Annotated in this window: 16 protein-coding genes; 3 read left to right on the forward strand and 13 right to left on the reverse strand. The window is 42.3% G+C overall.

The features are described from left to right. Nucleotides 1–51: 51 nt before the first annotated feature. On the reverse strand, nt 52–354 hold the full coding sequence (locus tag MSMAS_RS14680; RefSeq protein WP_048036507.1) for a hypothetical protein: 303 nt from the start codon (nt 352–354) through the stop codon (nt 52–54). A gap of 232 nt (nt 355–586) precedes the next feature. Here MSMAS_RS14680 and MSMAS_RS14685 point away from each other — a divergent pair, with 232 nt between their 5' ends. Further along, nucleotides 587–1,078: a helix-turn-helix domain-containing protein gene (locus tag MSMAS_RS14685; protein ID WP_048036509.1), complete on the forward strand. Its 492-nt coding sequence runs from the start codon at nt 587–589 to the stop codon at nt 1,076–1,078. A 22-nt stretch (nt 1,079–1,100) separates the two neighbouring features. Then, entirely contained in the window at nt 1,101–1,439 is a 339-nt protein-coding gene (locus tag MSMAS_RS14690; RefSeq protein WP_011033854.1) for a DUF3467 domain-containing protein, read from the forward strand. Between the two features lie 82 nt (nt 1,440–1,521). On the opposite strand, the gene MSMAS_RS14695 is transcribed toward MSMAS_RS14690, so the two are convergent. Together MSMAS_RS14695 and MSMAS_RS14700 are read right to left on the reverse strand one after the other, a co-directional pair. Next, the gene (locus MSMAS_RS14695) at nt 1,522–1,812 is read right to left on the reverse strand and encodes a nucleotidyltransferase family protein (protein WP_011033853.1); all 291 of its coding nucleotides are present in this window, start codon (nt 1,810–1,812) and stop codon (nt 1,522–1,524) included. A gap of 314 nt (nt 1,813–2,126) precedes the next feature. Next, nucleotides 2,127–2,372 (reverse strand): type II toxin-antitoxin system HicB family antitoxin, encoded by a 246-nt coding sequence (locus MSMAS_RS14700; protein ID WP_048046738.1) that lies wholly within the window; start codon nt 2,370–2,372, stop codon nt 2,127–2,129. A 190-nt stretch (nt 2,373–2,562) separates the two neighbouring features. Here MSMAS_RS14700 and MSMAS_RS14710 point away from each other — a divergent pair, with 190 nt between their 5' ends. Beyond that, entirely contained in the window at nt 2,563–5,382 is a 2,820-nt protein-coding gene (locus MSMAS_RS14710) for an nSTAND3 domain-containing NTPase (RefSeq protein WP_080503047.1), read from the forward strand. 227 nt (nt 5,383–5,609) lie between these two features. Here the strand turns inward: MSMAS_RS14710 and MSMAS_RS14715 are convergent, their stop codons facing one another. The 10 genes from MSMAS_RS14715 to MSMAS_RS17935 all read right to left on the reverse strand — a co-directional run bounded on the left by MSMAS_RS14715 (nt 5,610) and on the right by MSMAS_RS17935 (nt 21,364). Continuing rightward, entirely contained in the window at nt 5,610–8,504 is a 2,895-nt protein-coding gene (locus MSMAS_RS14715) for a DEAD/DEAH box helicase (RefSeq protein ID WP_048046741.1), read from the reverse strand. 319 nt (nt 8,505–8,823) lie between these two features. Beyond that, nucleotides 8,824–10,359, reverse strand: a complete 1,536-nt coding sequence (gene lysS, locus MSMAS_RS14720; protein ID WP_011033849.1) for a lysine--tRNA ligase — start codon at nt 10,357–10,359, stop codon at nt 8,824–8,826. Nucleotides 10,360–11,016: 657 nt separating this feature from the next. Next, entirely contained in the window at nt 11,017–12,843 is a 1,827-nt protein-coding gene (locus tag MSMAS_RS14725; protein ID WP_048046743.1) for a PocR ligand-binding domain-containing protein, read from the reverse strand. Nucleotides 12,844–13,198: 355 nt separating this feature from the next. Continuing rightward, nucleotides 13,199–14,056 (reverse strand): metallophosphoesterase, encoded by an 858-nt coding sequence (locus MSMAS_RS14730; RefSeq protein WP_011033847.1) that lies wholly within the window; start codon nt 14,054–14,056, stop codon nt 13,199–13,201. 389 nt (nt 14,057–14,445) lie between these two features. Then, nucleotides 14,446–15,363, reverse strand: a complete 918-nt coding sequence (locus MSMAS_RS14735; RefSeq protein ID WP_015412182.1) for a S16 family serine protease — start codon at nt 15,361–15,363, stop codon at nt 14,446–14,448. 159 nt (nt 15,364–15,522) lie between these two features. Then, nucleotides 15,523–15,927, reverse strand: coding sequence for a CU044_2847 family protein (locus MSMAS_RS14740; RefSeq protein WP_011033845.1), 405 nt, complete (start codon nt 15,925–15,927; stop codon nt 15,523–15,525). A gap of 120 nt (nt 15,928–16,047) precedes the next feature. Next, on the reverse strand, nt 16,048–17,469 hold the full coding sequence (cysS, locus tag MSMAS_RS14745) for a cysteine--tRNA ligase (protein WP_015412181.1): 1,422 nt from the start codon (nt 17,467–17,469) through the stop codon (nt 16,048–16,050). Between the two features lie 220 nt (nt 17,470–17,689). Beyond that, nucleotides 17,690–18,283, reverse strand: a complete 594-nt coding sequence (locus MSMAS_RS14750) for a Maf family nucleotide pyrophosphatase (RefSeq protein ID WP_048040196.1) — start codon at nt 18,281–18,283, stop codon at nt 17,690–17,692. Between the two features lie 94 nt (nt 18,284–18,377). Further along, the gene (locus MSMAS_RS14755) at nt 18,378–20,393 is read right to left on the reverse strand and encodes a cation:proton antiporter domain-containing protein (RefSeq protein ID WP_048037585.1); all 2,016 of its coding nucleotides are present in this window, start codon (nt 20,391–20,393) and stop codon (nt 18,378–18,380) included. A gap of 311 nt (nt 20,394–20,704) precedes the next feature. Beyond that, nucleotides 20,705–21,364: a methyltransferase family protein gene (locus tag MSMAS_RS17935; RefSeq protein ID WP_050035258.1), complete on the reverse strand. Its 660-nt coding sequence runs from the start codon at nt 21,362–21,364 to the stop codon at nt 20,705–20,707. Nucleotides 21,365–21,367 lie beyond the last annotated feature (3 nt).

Consider the following 21,367-nt stretch of genomic DNA (forward strand, 5'->3'; position numbering starts at 1 on the left):
TGCTGCGAAGTTAGAAAAAAGTAAGAAAGAAATGTAAAAGGAGTATAAAGCTTATCGGATCCTTTCCAGATGCAAGGAACTTATAAAATTATACCTGTCTGCGTTTTCCTTCAATACGGAAATAACCAGTTCCCTGTGAGCCTTAAGAAGGCAATAATCATCTCTACCCTGAGCTTTGTATACCTTTAGAATCCCTTTCTTAACTAGATTGTCTATAGCTGTCCCATAAAATCCCAAGTCACTTCTTTTTCTTCCCTGTAGCAAGTCTTCTCTGGAAATATGTTTATCGCACCATCTATTTTTTATTGCGATTTTGTTCAATATGAACAGCTCATATTCAGAGAATTCCTCCATAAACAGACACCCAAGAGAACTGTTCATTTAGTTGAACAGCAGGACAATAAGTATAAATATTAAGGACTCATTAATTTGATTTACTTGTAAGAAGGCTTCCATTAATATTAAATCATTAATAACTTTCTGCACAGTTATTAATTGTTAATCAGGAGATAAATTATTAATTGAGACCTTTCTAGTAATACGAAAGGATCATATAAAATTTTAACTGTAATTGGAGGAAAAGCGGATGTCACTTGTAGACTTCCTGGGGGCCACATCTGAAATAAAAATTATAGATTTCCTGGCCGAAAATATGGACATGGCCTACAACCAGACAGAAATTAGTGAGTGCCTTGGGATTTCCCGTACCGTTGTAAATCAGAAAATCCCAGTATTAATATACAACAATATTATAGAAGTAAAAGAGTGTAAGGGAAATACAAAAAAGTATGGACTAAAAGAAAACAGTCTGGTAAACAAAATAATTGCCACAATCTATGACCACAGTTTCAGAATGGCAGAATATGAAGGAGACGAAGAAGAAGTGCTCTCCGAAATTTCTGACAAACACCAAGCATCACCTGAAGAAAATTGTGATTGCTATTGCGGAGAACCACGCTATATTGAGTTTTACGAGACGCCAGGATACCAGCTTGACTGGTTCCAAGAAAGAATGGAAAAGGCAGAAAACTACAAACCAAAATGGGAAAAGATGCAGACGGTGTTTGCTTCGGCGTGAGAATTTTTTTGAGGGATAATTCATGGCAGCAGAACAGGATAAAGAGCAAGACAGCAAGCCAGAAGAGGCCGAAGAAAAGAAAAAAGTCGCTGTATATAGAACTCCACTTTTTACTAAATTATATGCAACAAACCTGAGGGTTTCTCCAACAGATGTAGATATCAGGATTGAGTTTTTCAATGAGAAGGTTAAAACCGAAGAAGGAATAGTATTCTATAGTGACGGCGTGGCAATGTTAACTCCAGAAGCTGCGAAAAAGTTGTACTTAGAGTTAAAGAATGCCATAGAGAAGTATGAAACAGAAAAAGGAGAAATACAGATAAAAGGAGAAAGGCAAGATTGTGAGTTTAATGATGAATAATCCTTTTCTTTAATGTAATCTCCTTTTTTACAATTTTCGTAGTTTGCTGCCACATAGGTAAAGAATCCTCTTAATTTTATACCTAGAGGACTTTTGCTTCCCTTTTAATCCCATCAATTAGATAAGGGCTTATCGACTCTTCGGTAAGCAAATCGACCTTTAACCCAAGAAACTCTGATAGCTCCCTTTCAATTCTTACAAGGTTTAACAGACCTTTTGTTTCGGAAAACTCCACAAGAATATCAATATCACTTTCCGGCTTTTCTTCTCCTCTTGCATAAGAGCCAAAAACAGCTACTTTCGTTGCTCCTTCTTTTTCAAGGAAAGAAGAGATTTTTTCGAACAACTCTTTGTGCCGGTCAGCATTTTCCATGTTAGTATATTTTGTTTGTGATCATTTAAAGATATCCTGATTGAGTGAAGAGGACATTGAGAAAAATAAAAAATTAAAGCCAAAGCAGTCTCTTAGCTATCATAAGAAAAAGCATACTTACAAATAAGACTCGTATTAACCATCATTAGGAGAGGATTGTATGAGAGAGTACATGTTAGACATAGACCGAATACTCAACGATAAAGAGAAAACTCGTAGATGAAAGCTACGAGAATCAGAAGAAAGGAGTGTTAGTTCCCATTTCAGAAGTCAAGAAAGAGCTGGGAATCTAATAAAAAATACTATTTGTGTTATTAAGCTTCAAGACAAACCTGTATCGCTTCCCTTATACGTTCCATAGCCTGTTCCACAGTTTTTCCCTGCGTATAACAACCCGGTATGTCAGGAACCTTTGCAACGTATACACCATCTTCGTCCTGTGCGATCAGAACCGTATAATTCAAGCTCTTGCCTTCCATCTTTACCGGAATAACATTTAATCTGTGAGTATTTAAAGTTGTTACTGGCAGGAGTGAAGATAAAACAGAGCCGAAAACCATCGGAAGCAGAAGTGGTATAACTTTTTCATTATATTTCCACCCCAGCCCCCCCTCAAATGCTTCAATTGAAAAGTCTACAATTTCACCGCCGTTTTAAAGATCAAGTTAAGGAACAGTTAAAAATCGCAACATTTTAAAAGTAGTATTCTCATTTGATTTTTGAGTTGTAAATAAAATAGCGGTGCTCCATATGTCAGACTCTATAAGAGCTTTAGCTAGCAGCATGGTTTCAAGGAAAATCTCAGGTGCTGATCCATATATTTTGTTTCTCGGTGCCGGAGCGTCCATAAGTTCGGGATGCTCAAGTATGATGCAAATTGTAGATTGTGTTTTGGAACAACATGCTAAGTCAGAGTTTGAAAAATGGGAAAATGAAATTGAAAAAGCTACTAAAGAAAATAAAAAATTTGGAGAACTCTTAGGAAATGAAATTGGTAAAGAGAAACGTACTCGTTTTTTTGAGATATGGGGAACATTAGATCACGAGACTCAATATTCAATTCTTAGACCTCATTTATGGGATGACAAAAAACCTTCAGAAGGATATGAGAATTTAGCTAAACTCGTAAAAAAAGGTTATATTAAAAAGATTCTTTCAACAAATCTGGAGAATTTACTGGAAAAAGCCCTGAACAATGTAGGATGCTACCAACCAGATGATTTTGTTGTAGTTGTAAATGGAAAAGATCGACATGAAGAGTTAGTTGAACAACTTAATTCCTCTCGCTCTTCATTAAAAATAACAAAATTACATGGCAGCTTAGAATCTCCAAAGAGCTATGCTTTTAAGCAAGACGAAATCTCTGATTTTGCGAAGAAAATCAAGCCAGATCTTTCTCGATTAATCAACCAAAGCCTCATTATTGTAGGATACAGTGGGCAAGACCGAGACGTTGATCTACTTTTTGAAGATGAAGGGAAAGAAATACATTTCGTGAATCCATCAAAACCAGAAGCTGAAAGCAGAATTTCCCAGATATTGGCAGTTCGTGGAAAGGGAAAAATAATAGACGGAAACGATGGAAAATTTGATACTTTTTTTGAGAAATTACTAAAATATGTCGAACTTGAAGAAGAAAGAAGTAATGCTTCAGATTCTGAACCCTCAATAGAAGGGTTTTTAAGAAATATAGGTTTTGGAAAAGAATTAGAAAATCCTCGAAGTCGTTACAAAAATTTAACTTCCCTTTACGTAAAACCAACAGAGTATAATGAAATATGTTCAAAACTCGAAAAAGATCATGTAATATTCATAATAGGAGAGCCTCATTTAGGTAAAACATATACTGCAATCCATTTACTCTGGGAATACTACCAAAAAGGCTACGAAACTCTTCATATAAGGCACGATAACTTAGTTACACGGTTACATGAGAATGAAGGTAACCTTACAAATCTCCTTTTATCCTTACTGTCTTCTAAAGATGGAAATCCTGTAATTATTCACTTTGATGATCCCTTTGGTGAAACGATGGAACGTCGAACAGACGAGTTTGCCAAGGGATTAAATGATTTTTTGTTATTATCCAAGAAATATGAGCATTTGAGAATTATAGTAACCACTAGATTGAATATATTCAGAGAAGCTCTGGCTGAACAAGATTGCCAAAATATTGAAGGACTTGAGAAAGATCTGAGAGTTCATACCTCATATAAATCGGAAGTTCTGGTTGATATTTTACATAGATATACTCAGTTTTACAAACCTCTTTGGTCAACAGACGAAAAAATAGTTAGAGAGCTGGATGAAAAACTACCAAAAATGCTTCCAGCTCCTCACAATATCGAATTCTTTGTAAGAACCTCAGAAAGGCTTACCTCCTTAGAAGAGATATTTCAACATGTGGATAAATCAAAAGAGATGATTAAAGCTCTCGGAGAATGGATGGCAAGCTTATCTGACCATGAGCAGATCTTCCTGACGTGGGTAGAAATACAATCAACCTCAAACATACTCTTTACAAATGACTCTGCATCTAAAATAAACCTTGAAGATGCTTATAGAGAAACTTTAGCTTTTTTGTATAAAAGAAGATACATATTTAGCATTCCTCCAAGTTCATTTTCAGTTGACAAAGATAAGTTTGATATGATACTTTTGGAAAGTAGAGAAAAAGATTCAGATGTAAGTAAATTTGACTTTGTACACCCTTCTTACCATGAAGCTTTTTGGTACGCCATAAAAGAGGAGTCAAGATTGCTTTATTGGTGGAGAGTATTAAAAGAAAACTTAGCAGGGATATTGGATGACTTGGATAATAAACTGGATCGCGTCCAATTACGTATAATTGAAAATTACGGGACAGTAAATAGAGATTTAGATAAATTATTACTTATTTCAGCAGAAAGTGAAGATGTTGACGAAAAGGTTATAGCTCTAAAGCACATGATGGAAAGAATCGAAGTATTTGGAGAATCTTATTCATTTTCTTCTTGTATGGAAGCTGTTATTTCAGCACAAGATCCAAAACATAGAATGGTACTCGTAAACTTACTTCCCAAAAACTTCAGCACTTTGCCTCCGGGAATTATTGATAAGTCAATGTTGCTCCTCGTTGATCCCGAAAAAGAAGTTAGGAATAGATACTGGGAGATTTACTCAGACAGAATCGAAATAATTGATAAGCTGGAAACAAATCCAGAATTTAAGCTAGGAAGGTTAGTAAAAAAAATTCAATTGATAGAATTATTAAATAGGCACCTAAATAATAAGTCAATAGAAATAAAAGTGATAAATAGATTTCTTCAGATTACCCTACCTGAATTCAAAATAGTATTTAAGAATAATTTAGAACTTGGATACGATTTAACTCAATATGCTTATAGCAGCGGGGGAATCTTGCGTCGAAGCCTATCTAATACACAAAAGGAAAACATAAAATATATTGAAGAGTATATTATAACAAATTTGCACGATGATCGTTTCCTACAGAAAAGAAGTGCTAGATTAGTAGTAAATGCATTAGAAAGAGCGCGAATGAATAAAACTAGAGCTACAATGAAAAAATGAAAATGGGTTTTAAAAATTACTTAGGAGTCGTCACAGAACAAACAATGCACAGGTTTCGATTGGATGTCTTGATTTTCAAGATCATTATCACCAATTGAAAATTAACTTTATGAATAATCTGCCTAATTTATTTTGTGACAGTTACTTAGGAAAATAATTTTATAATTTGAAAGTTGAAGATTTAAAAGTAATTGAATACTTCAAAGATGTTTATTCCACTCACACACTCATTCCCAGAACTTCTTCGTCTTCACATAATTCCTCTCCGCAACCAGAATATCCCTGTAAAAAGCCTCCTCGTCCACCCTCATTTTCTCAATAACTCTTGACGCCGTTTCAGGTCCTATCCCCCTGCTGGCAAGCGCAATGACCGCCTTTTTCCCCTGAGAGCGGACTATGCTTGCGTTCCTGTAAACTCTCTGTATCCTCTTCTTTTCTTCAGGAGTAATTTTGATATTTTTACCCTGCTTAGCCTGCTTTTTGACAAGGTTAATTTCCTCTTCTTCCCAGGGCTTGAGGGCTGCAACCATTCTGGACTCGCATACAGGACAGATGATTTCTTCAGGCACACTTTTCACCTGGCGGTGAGAGGTCCATTTCTTGCAGTTCGTACAGAACAGGATGATTTTGTCGTTCATTATGCGTTCTTTGAGGGCAAGGACGATTGAACGGTCAGCTTTCTCCGGGGCTATAAGGTCTCTTTTCATGGCAAAGCCGGCTGAGCCTATCGGAGTCGGACCGGATACCTCGACAGAAATTTCGCCGGCTGCAAGTTTTATCAGGACTTCTTTTGCTCTCTGGACGTCAAGCATATCGTGGAAGATCTCACGAACAACCTCGTCGTACATCGAAGAGCCTTCATAGATTTCAAGCAGCTTTTTCATGCTGATCCTGTCGTAGTCGATGTCACGGGAGAGGGCTCCGAACTTTCGGGCTACGTGGACCATTTTCCATTTCATCAGGGTTGTGTTTTTCAGGGTCATTTCGATAATTGGCTCAACGTGTTCCGGGCGGAGAGAGAGGAGCATATCCCGGATCTGGACGGGGCCGACCCTGCGCGGGAGAGTTAGCCTGATCCTGTACGGGTCCACTTCCTGAGCTACACTGCTCCCGAAGCGTGCCGACAAAAGGGAGGTTAAAACTCTTGCCAGCGTCCCGTTGGTGTTGTGGCCGAAACAGGCGTTGAGGGTCACAGCGTCCCCTTCGTCTTCAATCACTATTGTGTCTGCATCAGGGAGAGGGAAATTTCCTTCAACATGGTCCCTCAATAGCCGAATAACCTCAAGAACGGCTGCCTTTGCTACAGGGTATTTTCTCTGAAGCTTTTCCGCAACCTCATCATCATCAAGTCCTTCTCGAATCAGGGCTGCTGTCTCAGCTCTAAGAGTCCCCACATCCTGGGCTACCTCAAAGGGGACTGGAATCTCTTCTCCTGACCAGCTCGGGACTTCTCCCATGCCTTCAACCGGCTCGACCTTTATCCTGTCCCGGTCAGGCTCCCGTTCTCGGTCAGGCATCTCAATTACGCGCCACATGTCCCCTTTGGTAATAAAAACGGCTCCGGGTTCGGCAAAGTTTACCACGAAGGCTTCGTCCAGCACCCCTATAGACCTCCCGCTCACGATGTCGTAGATTTCGTATTTCTTTTCGTCCGGGATCATGGAAAGGTTTTCGTAATAGTATTCCCGGCTTTTCTTGCGTCTTTTCAGAAGGTTTGACTCTTTATCCTTCCAGACCAGTTTGTAGTCCCCTATCTGGTCAACCACCCTCTGAAGTTCTTCAATCCTCAGGTCCTTGAACGTATAGGTGCGCCTGAGAACCCTGAAAATCCTGTCTACTCCGATCTCCCCGAAGTCCATAACCATGCCTGCAATCTGGTTTGCCACAACGTCAAGAGAGTTTATATGCGGGGAGATCACTTCAACCCTGCCTTCGAGTGCAGCTTTTGTAATTGCCATACTTTCAGCAGTATCATCGGCTTCCATTGTAAGAATCGTGCCGTGTGAGACTTCATGCAGCCTGTGTCCAGCTCTCCCCACTCTCTGGAGAAGCCTTGATACCTGCCGGGGAGAGCCGTACTGGACTACCCTGTCAACATTTCCTATATCGATCCCAAGCTCCATTGAAGAGGTGCAGATAAGGCCCCTGAGGGCTCCAGCCTTGAACTCTTCTTCAGCTTCAACACGGGCTTCAAAGGAAAGGGAGCCGTGGTGGACTCCGATAGAAGCCCCCAGTTTCCTGAAACCTGCTGCAAGGGCTTCTGCACTCTGCCTGGTATTTACAAAAATGAGGGTGGACTGGCTTTCCTCAACAATTTTTTTGATGCACAGGAGATGGGAGGCGAATTCAGGTTCACAGCCAACCGTTTTTGCAATTTCCATGACCTCTTTTTCCCGGTCTACCTCTTCTGCCGTGCCTGATATAGAAAGATGAGGGCTGACCACATCAAATTCAAGCAGTTTCAGGAGGGCAACTTCAATAACCGTAAAGTTCCGGTTTGCTCCTGCAAGGAACTTTGCAATTTCCCAGGGGTTCCCGACTGTTGCAGAAAGCCCTATCCTCTGGAACTCTCCAGAGATTTCGACAAGCCGTTCAAGCCCAACAGCCAGCTGGGCTCCGCGTTTCGAGCCTGCAAGTTCGTGGATCTCATCGATAACAACATGGGTTACAGTTTCAAGGTTCTGCCTCAGGCGGGAGCCTGTAAACATTGCCTGAAGAGTCTCAGGTGTTGTAATCAGCACGTCAGGAGGATTTCTGGACTGACGCTGCCTCTCACTTTGAGGGGTGTCCCCATGCCTGACCTGAACCTTAATGTCAAGCATCTGCCCCAGATTTTCAATGCGGGAAAGCATGTCACGGTTAAGCGCGCGGAGAGGAGTAATATAAAGGGCGGAAATTCCTCTGCGAGCTTCAGGCTTCTTTTTGAGGATGCTGTGAAAAACAGGAAGAACCGCGGATTCGGTCTTTCCCGAACCTGTGGGAGCTATCAGAAGGGTGTGCTTGCCGTCCATTATATGAGGAAATGCCCTTTCCTGCGGCTCTGTGGGCTTTTTAAACCCCAGTGTATTTAGAGCTCCCTGGATTTTCGGGTGAAAAGTATTGAATATGTTATTGAATGTCATTTTTCCTGTAACTTATCCTGTGAATGATTTGTAAAGTGAATTATTTATAAAGTGGCTGGTTTGTAATTATAGATATCCTGATATTTTGTTAATACGCGCCTGTATAAATACCAGTGTGTAGAATGCGAACCGCACACCGAAGTTAATCTTTTGTTTTCATTTATTGACGCAGGAGGTCACGGCCGGCGCGTGGAGTTGCCGATAAAAATGAAAAATCCCTCCAGGCCCCGGAAATAAAAAAGTGGGGATTTCTCCCCGATAAGCCTGTCCAGTTAGTAAAACAGGCTCAAACCTTCAAAACAAAAAAATCGGAAGCAGATCAGTCTTCCCTTTTCATCTGCGGGAAGAGGATTACTTCTTTGATGGATTCGAGACCGGAAAGGATCATGGTAAGGCGGTCAATCCCAAGCCCCATGCCTCCGGTAGGGGGCAGGCCATATCCGAGAGCGTTTATGAAGTCATAATCGACGGTCTGGGCTTCAAGGTCTCCCAGTTTCCTTTTCTTGTCCTGTTCCTCAAACCTCTTTTCCTGCTCAAGAGGGTCGTTTAATTCGGAGTAACCGTTTGCCAGCTCCCAGCCGTTAAGGAAAAGCTCAAAACGCTCGACAAAACCTGCTTTCTCCCTGTGGTTTTTGGCAAGCGGGGAGTTTTCTACGGGGAAGTCGTATATGAAAGTCGGGTCTATCAGCTTGTCCTCTACAAGGCCTTCAAAGAGCAGGGCAAGGAACTCACCGTGGCTCTTTGCTTTCTCGTAGTCCTCTATCCTGTTTTCGATGGCGATTTTCTTCAGGTCTTCAATAGAGTGGGCAAAGATGTCAAGCCCGGCATATTCCTTTAAAGCATCCTCCATGGAAATCCTCTTCCAGGGAGAACGGAGGTTGATAGTTTTCTCTCCCATCTGCACTTCATAACTGCCTGTAAGCTTGAAAACAAGTTCCGAGACCAGGGATTCGGTTAAGTCCATCATGTCATTATAGTCCCTGTAAGCTTCATAGACCTCGATCATCGTGAACTCAGGGTTGTGAGTTGTGTCTATGTCTTCGTTCCTGAAATTTTTGCAGATCTCGAAAACCTTCTCATACCCGCCGACAACAAGCCTCTTGAGGTAAAGTTCGGGGGCAATTCTCAGAAAAAGGTTCTGCCCGAGACAGTTGTGGAAAGTTGTGAAAGGCCTCGCATTTGCTCCCCCGTACACGGTCTGGAGTATAGGGGTCTCGAACTCCAGGAATTCCCTGTCAGTAAGGAACCTTCTGATTTCCGATATGAGCTTGCTCCTCATAACAAAAATTTCCCTTTTTTCGGCATTGACTATAAGGTCGAGGTACCTCTTCCTGTACCTTGTTTCAACATCTTTTAAGCCGTGGAACTTTTCCGGAAGGGCGCAGAGGGATTTTGAGAGCAGGGAGAATTCCGAAACGCTGATCGAGTTTTCCCCTCTCTTTGTCCTGAAAAGATCACCCTGAACACCAATTATATCTCCGGAATCTACAAGATTTTTAAAAATCTCGAATTCCTCGTCCGGGAGGTTTCCTTTCCTTACGAGCACCTGGACCCTGCCTGCCTGGTCACCCAGATCGGCAAATATCATCTTTCCGTGCTTGCGGATGTTGTAGAGCCTTCCAGCAGTTCTTACAGTCAATCCTTCGTTCTTTTCAAAGTCCTCAAATTTTTCCAGGATCTCACAGATGTCTTCATCTTTTTCAAATTTATAGGGATAGGGGTTGAGGCCCTGGCTTATAACACCATTTAATTTTGCAAGTTTTGAGTCATCAAAAGCCCCTGAACCGGATAAACCGGAATCATCAGGGAGGGGCATTTTTTCAAATGGATCCGTGTTGTTAATTTCCATAGTCATTTAATCAGTACATCCTTCATCGTGTGGTACGAGTAAATCAATTAACGAAATATAAATCAACCGTAACCGGACAGTGCCAAATTGCCAGATAGATATCAGGCTGATAAATAGCAGAGAAGTAACCCGGCAGCAGACTAACCATAAATGAATTGATAACGAATAAATCGCCTGAAGTCCGGAACAGGAACTGGTCTTAAAAGACCTGTCTGGTCTTAGAGAACTTACCTGATCTCAAAGAACTTACCTGATCTCAAAGAACTTACATTGTCTTGAAGGACCTGCCCGGACCCTGTGAACTTAAAGTCCAATCCTGCGGCTGAAAGCTGCAAGCCTGAATTATAAGGAATAATAACCGTTTATAAGCCTGATTCCTGACATTTATTTTTTTCCATAGATCCATGCATCTTATATAAACATTGAGAAATATTGAGAGACATTGAGAATATTGAGAGACATTGAGAATATTGAGAGACATTGAGAATATTGAGAGACATTGAGAATATTGAGAGACATTGAGAATATTGAGAGACATTGAGAATATTGAGAGACATTGAGAATATTGAGAGACATTGAGAATATTGAGAGACATTGAGAATATTGAGAGATATCGAAAAAAGAGTAGACACATTGAAAATCAACTGTTTCTGGCATACGGGTTTATGATTTCTCCAGTACCCTGAAAGAAATCCTGAATTCTGTCCCCTGTCCCCGTCCAAGCTCCAGATTTCCATCCAGCTGATCGACGAGGATACCTACCAGCTTCAGCCCAAGTGTTCCGGGGTTTTCCAGTTCTATATTATCAGGGATCCCTTTTCCGTTATCTGAAATTGTCAGGCTGAAGAGGGATTCCTGTGTTTTATCGTTCTTTTCTTCCCTGCAAAACCGGATGCGAATTTCCCCTTCATTTCCAGTAAACGCATGTTTGAGGGAATTGGAAACAAGCTCGTTAACAATAATCCCTAACGGGACTGCGGTATCCATATCAAAAAAGATGTTTTCTTCAAGGGTCACGTTTAATCTGAGATTGTCATTTCCAAGCCTGTATGTCCGGAAAAGGTTTTCGACAAGTTCTTCAATGTACGATGAAAAGTTAAGTGTGTCAAGCCCTCCACCTCTGTACAGTTCCTCATGGATGAGTGCCATTGATTTAACTCTGTCCTGACTTTCCCTGAAAGCGGCAAGGACTTCCAGATCCTTAATATCTTCTCTGTTATTGAACTTTTCAGCCTGAAGATCGAGAAGGGAGGAGATTACCTGCAGGTTATTCTTAATTCTGTGATGGATTTCCTTTTTGCGGGCAACTTCGATATTTGCCAGGGCTTCTTCAGCCTCTTTTCGCTTGGTGATGTCGGTTAGCAAGCTTATCGAGCCCATAAATTTCCCATCCTTATCAAAAAGGGATTTAGCATTTACGAGCGCCCATAAGGATGACCCGTCCTTACATACCAGTTTCAATTCATAGCTATCATTAATACCCTGCCGCCTTCTTTTCTGGTTCAGTTTGACAATATCCTTACTCTCTTCACTGACAAAGTCGCACATCTTTCTGCCAGTAACCTCTTCCAGAGGACATCCGAGCATATCCGTCATTTTCTTATTAGCGTAGCTGATCCTGACTTCAGAATCAATTATCAGTATGCCTTCACTGGCTGTCTCTATGATGTTGCGATACCTTCTTTCGCTCTCTCTCAATGCGTTAACAAAAGAGTCCCTCTCCACAAGTGAGTGAGCCAGTCTGGTATTGCTGTAGCTTAACTGTGAGATCATATGGGCAAGCTTCGTTAAGAAAGTCATTCCTGCTTCCACGGATTCCCTGCTCAGCCTCGGGACTTTTTCCAGTGCTGCCATGTATTCTTCTTCATTGAAACCGTATTTTCTTGCCTGAGACCGGAAAAAACCATAATCAACATACTCGTCCTCAAAAAAGAACTGTCCTGAAAAGATATTGCCTATGTGATGGCCGCCCACCATAATAGGCGTCGCTATGTCCCACATATTGTTCCTGCATCTGTACAGCTTAAATTGTCCAGGGAGAACGCCAGCGGATAGTTTTGTATCGCTTTCTATACAGTGCTTGCAGGTTTCTGGGTGAACCCTGTGGAACCTGGTGCATATATCCTGCCATCCGGAACTCACAAGAATATTGCCTTTGAGATCGACCAGGGCAAAGGTTATGTGAATAAGCTTATTAAAGTCGTCCATGAGGGATTTAATCGCCCGGGCATCAATAATATCAGCAAGCTCGAGGTTCTCAACCTCAGGAACAGGAGAGAAAGTATTCCCCATCTCAGGTTTCGTGCGCTTTTCAGTACTGTTGTGAATCTTCCTTTCTTCAGACCTTCCTTCCGCAACATCCCGGCCAATAAAGAAACCTTCAGGTATGCTGTTGCTGTCAAATTTCAGATCTGCCTCTTCACGCGTCCACCTGGCATTACTTTCCGTGGCGGTGAAAGGTTCAGGTTTTTCCCGATTCTCTTTCTGCACTTCCTTAACCTTCCATTGTCTGCGAGTAGGCCTGACAACTTCAGAATTACCGGGGGGTATAAATTAGACATTATTTGTTTCTGAAACCCCAGAATAATTCCCCATATTCGACGTCCCTTAAAATAACCTGAAAATTATGCCAGTAATAATGTGAGTTAGTAATATAACATTAATTTCATAAAGACGTTTGGATACTGTTAACAAATATTTTATTGGCTGAGTTTTTAAAGAAAAAAAATCGTATTCCGAAATAAAAAGAGATGTTTTTTCGAGCCAGAATATATTTATACAGAGCTGCCCACTACAGAACAGTTGACATACCTGTAGCCGGGATATCTGACTTTTTATTCACGGCTCATACGGATTTACCAGAGTTCCTTCGCTTTTTGCTTCCGATCTTGCTTCTAACCCTTGTATACTCAAGCTTGCGGATATTCCGGATCTGCCCGAGCCTTGTCCCGTCCAGCAGATACACTTCAGCATTTTCAAGCTCTATTCCGCCTGAAGAAAAAATCGGACCTAGAAGGTCTTCTTTTGCAGATTCGTTAAATGGCACGCCTCCGCACAGTTCGTTGAAAGCAGGCATAATAAAGACTTCAGGGTCAGCCCAGACATTTTCATTTTCAAAATTAAGGTCCCCAAAGCGTTCTTTCAGGACTTCAGCCCTGAATTTCGTCCTTATCCATGCAGGTTCAACTGTGGAATATCCTAAGGAATCGGTAAAACGTACCGTGGGATGGTTATGCGCGGTAATAACATGGGAAGCAGCCAGAAGTTCTGGAGCAGGCCAGGTATGCCCGTGAAAATACCCGATCCCGTCAAGGACAGCTCCTTTTGCAGAATGAACTTTTATATCCTTTTGCCCGCTGAAAAGAAATTCAATTCCCCCATCATGGTTTCCTGGTAGAATGTCCACATGTGCGTGCTCTGCAAGCGTTTCAAGAAAACACGGAATCTCATCTTTTTCCTGCCAGGAAACCTGGGGAACATTGTGTTTTATGTCCCCGAGCAGCACTACCCGGTCAGGGGAAACTGACTGTATATAACTCAGAATCCGGTCAAGCCGGTCTTTCATCCGGCTGGGGAGATTGATTCCACTCCTGTAGAGGTCCCATTCGATCCCCAGGTGGACATCGGCAATAACCAGAGAAGTTTCCGTGTTCGTGGCTGTAAGTGCAGGTTCTTCAATAATTGGAATGATTTCAGGCGGCATAAATAATCACAGAGGGATGACATTTAAAATGTGATAGCATATTGAGAAAATTTTGATAAGAAGTTCCGGACGATCCAGGGGATTCAGGCACAGGATATGTGCCTCATAATATATAAATAAAATTGATGTTATAAAAAAAGCAGTGGCTGGATAAGGAAATTAAACATCAAAAAAGGAACATGGTTCCAACCAGGAGCACAGGGAAAACTCCCAGCCGTGCTGTCATCCTGAGCTGGAGAGGGATGATTTAATCAAATATTTTCAGTACTGTGTTTTGATAAGAAGAATGTTTTACAGAAAAAATAGTCATACGGAAGAAATATAAAAAGCAGGCTCCAGGGGTTGAAAGATCAGGCTCTTATCCGCCCCTGGCATGAGGCATTTCTGCTTCACATTGCATACCTGAGCACATCATCAATTGTGTCCACATACTGGACATCAATATCCATCTGGTCTTCAATGTAGTCTTCAGCATCCACGATTTCCGGAACCCTCTCAACAATTGTAAAGCCGCCAACTCTTCTTTCCACCAGTTTGTAAATGACAAGTTCACTGTTTTCCCGGGGCAGAAGGAAGAGAGTTTTTCCTCCGGCTTCTGATGCTTCGGCTTTTTCAAAGACACCGCCTATGGCGCCGACATTGCCTGCAGCATCTATGGTACCTGTAAGGGTTACACTGTCATTAAGCTCAGTTCCGTTGATTGCGGCAACGGTAAGGAGGGTCATGAGAGCACCTGCACTGGACCCGTCAACACCTGGGATTTCATGGTCTGCAGTAATGCTGAAGATAACGTCGCTGCCTGAAAGGGAAACTCCTGTTTCCTGCTGGGCAACAAAGACTGCAGTGTTTGCAGCGTCCTGGAAAATCACACCCATAAGAGGCGTTGTCTGGACAAGTACCCTCCCTTTTCCAGACCTGATCTCAACAGAGATATTGAGAAGGGCTCCCTCTTCAGTAACTACCTGCCGGCTGAAAGGACCTGATCTTCCCGGTTCAATGCTCTGAAAAACGGCAGGTGCCTGAAGACTGGCATAGCCTTCCATACCCGCGGGACAGGCCTGAAGGTTGTTTTCGAGTTCGTAAACCCTCTCACGGTAGAAGTCCAGCTGGGAAGCATAAGAGTTGAGAGACTGGTTATTCTGCGAGATTTGCGTTTCGAGTATTTCGTTTTCCCTTTCAAGGGAATTTATCTGTGCCTGCATTTCCTGGACCTGCTCCCCCTCAACCGGAGTCTGCTCAAATAAAAGAAAATAAGCATTTGCAAATAGAGACAGGACAAGGATAACAGTGATAAGTTTGGATTTCATATAAAGAATTATTTTGCCGCGACTGGTACTTATTTCTTCCTCAGGCTGCCTGAAGAACAGGAAAAGAATATAAAAAGAACATGTTTTACAGCACTGGACTGAAACTTAATGCGGCACGGTAAGTCCGGTTACTCCGGCTGCATGGAAAAACCTGGCTTTTCAGCAGGTTTCTTTTTTTCCATCCTCCTCATGCTTCCATGTCATAACTATTCTCAGGTTTGCGTCCCTATCTGACTTGGTGATTACAGCCTTACCATCTGTGGTGAAAAGGATATTAAAGCCCATCTGAATCTGAGAAGGCCCCCGCTCTAAAGAGACTTCCTCAACGGTATCTGCAACCATTTTCGAAAACTCTTTAATAAGAAGCATCGCATTGTTAATCGAACTTATTGACTTTTCTTCCACAGCTTTTGAAGATAATACCGCCATTTTTATAGTGCCAGTGCCCGGAGCATGCCCCAGCTCTGCCAGAATTGTTCTTACTTTTGCAGTTTCCTTGCAGGAGTCCTGGTTTTCATCTTTATTATCGCTCTTGTCTTTATCAATAATGCTTTTAAGGTTCATGCATTACCACCCCCAGGGTAATACAGGGACGTATGGGAGAAAAGGAGAATACGGCCCGAAAAAGTGAATAAGATAAATAAAATAGTATATAATTGAATAAATAATTGATGCTTTTCCTTTTCAGCTTTCTTCAGATTTTTTTATTTTTGGCCCCTCTTTTGTGTCCTGAACAATATAACCCAGTGACTTTATTTTTTCCCTGATAGCGTCAGAAGTTTTCCAGTCTTTTATATTCCGGGCTTCTTCGCGCTCTTCAACAAGCCTGATCACTTCATCAGGAACTTCTTCTCCGCCAGCCTTTGCAAAGATGCCAAAAGTGTCTGAAAACCGCTTATACAGGGCGTGAATCTCTTCCAGAACCTGCATGTTCTTTCCGGTCTCAAGGTATACATTGGCTGTACGCGAAAGTTCCCTGAAAACTGTTATTGCTTTCGGGGTATTGAAATCGTCCTCAAGGGCTTCCCTGAACCGATTCTCAAGTTCAGGAAGGGTTTTAAGGGTTTCCAGGTCTCCGGGACCAGGTTCATCTTCCACATTCTTCAGGGCAAATTCCAGGTTGTCAAGGGTCTCTTTAAGTTTCAGATAATTATTTTTTGCATTTTCTGCAAAGGTTTCGGAATAGTCCAGTTTTTTCCGATAATGCACAGAAAGGAACATGAAACGCACAACCTCGCCACCGTACATTTCGACAATCTCGGGTAGGGTGAAAACGTTCCCTTTAGATTTGCTCATCTTCTCTCCTTCAACTATAAGATGCTCTCCATGAACCCAGTGGCGCACAAAAGGTATTCCTGTTGCCCCCTCTGACTGGGCAATCTCATTTTCATGGTGAGGGAAGATAAGGTCAACGCCGCCGATATGGATATCCAGAGTAGGACCGAAACTGTTCATTGCCATAACCGAGCATTCGATATGCCACCCGGGGCGGATTTTACCCCATGGGCTTTCATAATAGATGCTTCTTTCAATCTCTTCAGGAGCTGAAGCTTTCAGGAGAGCAAAGTCCCTGGGGTTGTCCTTATCATACTCATCCACATCCACAGATGCGCCAATCCTGATACTGTCAAAATCAAGTTTTGAAAGCTTGCCGTAGTCAGGAAAACCTGAAATCCTGTAATACACAGACCCGCCTTTTTCGTAAGCCAGCCCTTTTTCGATCAGCTTCTGTGCAAGCTCAATCATGCCGTCAACATTTTCCGTAGCCCTTGGATAGGCTGAAGCCCGTTTTATATTCAGCATATCAAGGCCCTTAAAGAATTCTGCAGAGTATTTGTCCGTAAAATCCTTAAGAGACATCCCCGCTGCCTTTGAGTCCCTGATAGTTTTGTCGTCTATGTCAGTTATGTTCATTACGAGCTTTACTTTATACCCCAGATACTGAAGTGTCCTGACCACCGTATCCGCCAGCAGAAACGTCCGGTAATTTCCTATATGAGGCATATTGTAGACTGTGGGTCCGCAGGCATAAATCGAAACCTCGCCTTCCTTTAAAGGTTTGAATGTCTCTTTATTTCGTGTCAGGGTATTGTAGACTTGCAGCATTTGGAACGCCTCTGAGAATGAAGATCCTTAAAATGAAAAAAAGCGCATTTCAACGCTTCCAATCTCCTTAAATCAGCCAGATTACCTGTATATCATCTAATTAGCCCTATTTTTTTATTAAATTCAGCTATATTTCTTATTGCTTCCAACTGCTTTATTACTTTTGCAAGAAAAACAATTTTCCGGCTGAAGAGCCTGAAACCCGGAGCAAAACTGAAATTCAGGAAAAACTTTCATCAAACACAGATACTCCAAGCTTTTCCAGAATTTTTCCAAGCCGAAAAAGAGGGAGCCCAACTGCATTAAAAAAATCCCCTTCTATCCTCTCTATAAGGACCGCTCCTTTTCCCTGAGCTGCAAAAGCCCCTGCTTTGTCAAGAGGCTCCCCTGTCCTGACATATACCAGGATCTGTTCGTCATCCATTTCAGACATCCAGACATCAGTTGACTCGGATTCGCTAATTTCCTGAGCACTGTCAAGGTCCAGAACAGTAAGCCCGGTTACTACCCTGAACTTTCTCCCATTCAGCTTTTTGAGCATTTCTTCGGCTTTTTCAGGAAAATTCGGCTTTCCCAGAACCTCACCGTTATAGAGAACCGATGTATCAGCAGAGATAATAATTCCTGAACTGAAGTGTTTTGCAACATCTCTGGCTTTCCCTATGGAGTGCCTGATCAGGAGTTCTTCAGGGGCGAGATCCGGCTGGGGAGGTTCTTCGTAAGAACTGGGGGAGACAAGGAAATTATCTCCGATTAACTGTCTAAGCAGTTCTTTCCGCCTTGGGGATGCAGACGCGAGAATTATCCTGCGCATGGAGAAAAATCTGGATGGATAGGATATATCACTATCCATGAAAAGGTAAGTTCCATGAAAAGGTAAGTTCCATGAAAAGGCAAGTTTTCATTCACTACTGAACGCTTTCAAAGAACTTCCGGACATTGTAGAGGTCTTCGGTTTTTCCGAGGAGGACGCAGGCATCTTTTGCGTGAAGAAGGAAGTCTCCTGCCGGGGTATGGAACATATCCGTGCCTCTGCGCACAGATATTATCGTCACTCCATGCCTTCTTCTGAAATCCAGTTCTGAAAGGGTTTTTTCCTGGAAACTCGAACCCTCTCCTACCTTGAGGACCTGAATATCAATTCCAGGAAGCCCGTCCTTTATACTGAACCCACTGTCAATTCCCGGCTCGACAACCAGTTTTCTCAGTCTTCTGTAACCGTTAGCCCTCAAATCGTTTACCATTTTTTCAATATTTTCCCTGGGGACAAGGTATTTTTCAAGCAGGCGGACAAAAATTTCCACTGAGGTTTCGTATTCTTCAGGAATGATTTCATCTGCGCCCATGGAGTTGAGTCTTTTCATTTCCTGCAGGTCATGCACTTTTACAATTACACAGATATTGGGATTCAGCTCTTTTGCTTTCTCTACAATTTTCCCTGTGGAGGAAGAATCAGCTATTCCTGTTACAAGGACCCTTGCATTTTTAATTCCTGCATGTTCCAGGACAGCTCCGAAGGTTGCATCCCCATACTGGATTTTCTCCCCTTTTGCTTTCTCATGCTGCACAATTTCGGGATTCATTTCAATTATAAGATAGGGGATACCAGCGGCTTTTGCTGCCTTTGAGATCGTCTTTCCGGAAAAGCCAAACCCCACTATAATAAGATGGTCTTTAATCTGGGGCTCGGTCATCTCTTCATTATAAAGGGGCTCGGAATAAATGCCGTTTATCAGCTTCATGCCATGAGTCGTATCTGAGACCTTTTTGACAATGAAATCTGCAGGCCTGTAAGAGGCATTGATCAGGAAAGGTGTAACTCCCATGGTGAGGATTGAAACTGCCAGAAATGTCTGATAGGTTTCTTCTGCAAGAAGGGAGTACTCCAGCCCCAGCCTGGAAAGGACAAAGGAGAATTCCCCTACCTGAGAAAGGGCAAGTCCTGTAAGTATAGTGGTGCGGAGGGGGCAGCCAAGAAGGAAGGTCACAAGACTTCCGGCGATCAGTTTTATGATGATGAGGCTGACCGTGGCAAGAATAATAACAGAAAGGTTGTCAAGCAGGTAGTGGAGATCCAGAAGCATTCCTACGGACACGAAAAAGAAGCTCATGAACATGTCTTTTAAAGGCATGATATTACCTATTGCCTGCTGGCTGTACTGGGACCCTGAGATGACTATCCCGGCTAAAAAAGCTCCCAGTGCCAGGGAAAGCCCTATACTGTAAGTGAAGACGGCTGCTGAAAGGCAGATGAAAACGACGCTGACGAAGAAAAGCTGTTTGCTGCCCGTCTTACCTACATGGTAAAATATCGCGGGGACAACAAACTTGGCGCTCAGGATAAAAGTCAGAATAATCAGGGAGCCCTTGAAGAAAATGTTCGGAAGAGACCCCTCAAAACTCACAGAACTTCCTGCAAGTATCGGAGTGATCAGGATAAGGGGCACGATAGCAAGGTCCTGAAATATAAGAATTGCAAGCGAGGTTTTTCCGTGCGGAGTATAAACCTCATTTCTGTCCTGAAGGACCTTGAGAACTATTGCAGTGCTGCTAAGTGAGATCAGGAGGCCTGTAAATAAGGATGCAGAATGACTGAAACCAAGATTTGTGCAGACAGCCAGCACAATTCCTGTTGTAAAGAGGATCTGAAGAGCACCTCCCACCAGTACAGCCTTTTTCATATTCCAGAGGTCTTTTAAAGAGAGGTCGACTCCGATCGTAAATAGCAGAAAAATGACGCCCAGTTCGGCATTTATTTCCATGTTTTGCCCGCTGTCCATAATCCCAAGCCCGTGAGGGCCTATCAGCACCCCGGTTACAAGAAATCCCAGCACAGGAGGGACTTCAAATTTGGAGAATATGGTAAGGATAAGAATGGCAAAACCCAGAATTACATCGACATGCGCCAGCACAGAGAGATCCATTTCGTTTTACTCCTCTGGAAATCAAAACAAAAATACTTACAGATTTCTAAATTGAAGTTTCTCAAATTTTCAAAGAACATTACAGAGTGAAGTTCATGAAATATTATTTTACTCACCCGCCCCGCGAATATTATCTGCTGTAAGTGAACAAATATTTATTAACAGATATAGTATTTTCGGTAGAAAATAGAAAAGAAAAAATAGGAAGCATATACAGTATCTTAATTAATTTTCATTTTTTTCCAGAGCTTATCTTTCTGGAAATAAGGTAAAAGATTCAGGAACTTCATCCTCAGTAACCTGATCTAGAATTACCATATTTTTGGGACCAGCCTGTAAGTTCTCTTTACATAATCTTTATACCCGTTCACTTCCCGGAGCAAGGTCTCTTCTTCCAGCTTCAGCCTGTACAGGAAGAGAAAAACAAGTACTGCCGAAATGCTGAGTGAATAATACGCATTGAGGATAAGAGGAATACCGACGGCCTGCAGGAGATTCCCTGCGTAAGCAGGATGTCTTATGAACCTGTAAGGTCCGCTTTCTATAAGCTCGTGCCTGTCCTTAATCTCAATATGCACGGAAAAGTATTTGCCCAGGGTCCATATGCCCCATGCCCTGAGGATTGTACCGGATACTGCCAGAAATGTGCCTGTGGCTGTAACGGCAGGTGAATACCCGGGAAATAGGCTGTATTCAAGAGCCGGGAGGATTAAAAGCAACCACCAGAAGAATAAAAGCAGGTAACGAGTCCATTTATCTGACTGTATTCCTGGAAGGTCAGAACCCCTGTATGCGAATTTTTCTGCCTTCAGAGAAAATATAAGGGTTCCTGCATAAACATAAACCGGTAGATGATTTAAAGAGTTCCAATTCCTGTCCAGAACTGTCCAGATTACGGCTGCCAGTAAAATCATGGGTATGCTTATGGTCCAGCTTATCTGATCTTCTTTTTTTATTTTGGGTCCACGCATTGA

Origin of the sequence: Methanosarcina mazei S-6 (assembly GCF_000970205.1) — an archaeon.
Taxonomy (GTDB): domain Archaea; phylum Halobacteriota; class Methanosarcinia; order Methanosarcinales; family Methanosarcinaceae; genus Methanosarcina; species Methanosarcina mazei.

Excerpts from the sequence above, each read along its gene's own strand:
- MSMAS_RS14680 (WP_048036507.1), bottom strand. The coding sequence starts at position 354 with ATGGAGGAATTCTCTGAATATGAGCTGTTCATATTGAACAAAATCGCA.
- MSMAS_RS14740 (WP_011033845.1), bottom strand. The coding sequence starts at position 15,927 with ATGAACCTTAAAAGCATTATTGATAAAGACAAGAGCGATAATAAAGAT.
- MSMAS_RS17935 (WP_050035258.1), bottom strand. The coding sequence starts at position 21,364 with ATGCGTGGACCCAAAATAAAAAAAGAAGATCAGATAAGCTGGACCATA.
- MSMAS_RS14755 (WP_048037585.1), bottom strand. The coding sequence starts at position 20,393 with ATGGATCTCTCTGTGCTGGCGCATGTCGATGTAATTCTGGGTTTTGCC.
- MSMAS_RS14685 (WP_048036509.1), top strand. The coding sequence starts at position 587 with ATGTCACTTGTAGACTTCCTGGGGGCCACATCTGAAATAAAAATTATA.
- MSMAS_RS14690 (WP_011033854.1), top strand. The coding sequence starts at position 1,101 with ATGGCAGCAGAACAGGATAAAGAGCAAGACAGCAAGCCAGAAGAGGCC.
- MSMAS_RS14730 (WP_011033847.1), bottom strand. The coding sequence starts at position 14,056 with ATGCCGCCTGAAATCATTCCAATTATTGAAGAACCTGCACTTACAGCC.
- MSMAS_RS14710 (WP_080503047.1), top strand. The coding sequence starts at position 2,563 with ATGTCAGACTCTATAAGAGCTTTAGCTAGCAGCATGGTTTCAAGGAAA.
- MSMAS_RS14735 (WP_015412182.1), bottom strand. The coding sequence starts at position 15,363 with ATGAAATCCAAACTTATCACTGTTATCCTTGTCCTGTCTCTATTTGCA.
- MSMAS_RS14695 (WP_011033853.1), bottom strand. The coding sequence starts at position 1,812 with ATGGAAAATGCTGACCGGCACAAAGAGTTGTTCGAAAAAATCTCTTCT.
- MSMAS_RS14700 (WP_048046738.1), bottom strand. The coding sequence starts at position 2,372 with ATGGTTTTCGGCTCTGTTTTATCTTCACTCCTGCCAGTAACAACTTTA.
- cysS (WP_015412181.1), bottom strand. The coding sequence starts at position 17,469 with ATGCTGCAAGTCTACAATACCCTGACACGAAATAAAGAGACATTCAAA.
- MSMAS_RS14715 (WP_048046741.1), bottom strand. The coding sequence starts at position 8,504 with ATGACATTCAATAACATATTCAATACTTTTCACCCGAAAATCCAGGGA.
- lysS (WP_011033849.1), bottom strand. The coding sequence starts at position 10,359 with ATGACTATGGAAATTAACAACACGGATCCATTTGAAAAAATGCCCCTC.
- MSMAS_RS14750 (WP_048040196.1), bottom strand. The coding sequence starts at position 18,283 with ATGCGCAGGATAATTCTCGCGTCTGCATCCCCAAGGCGGAAAGAACTG.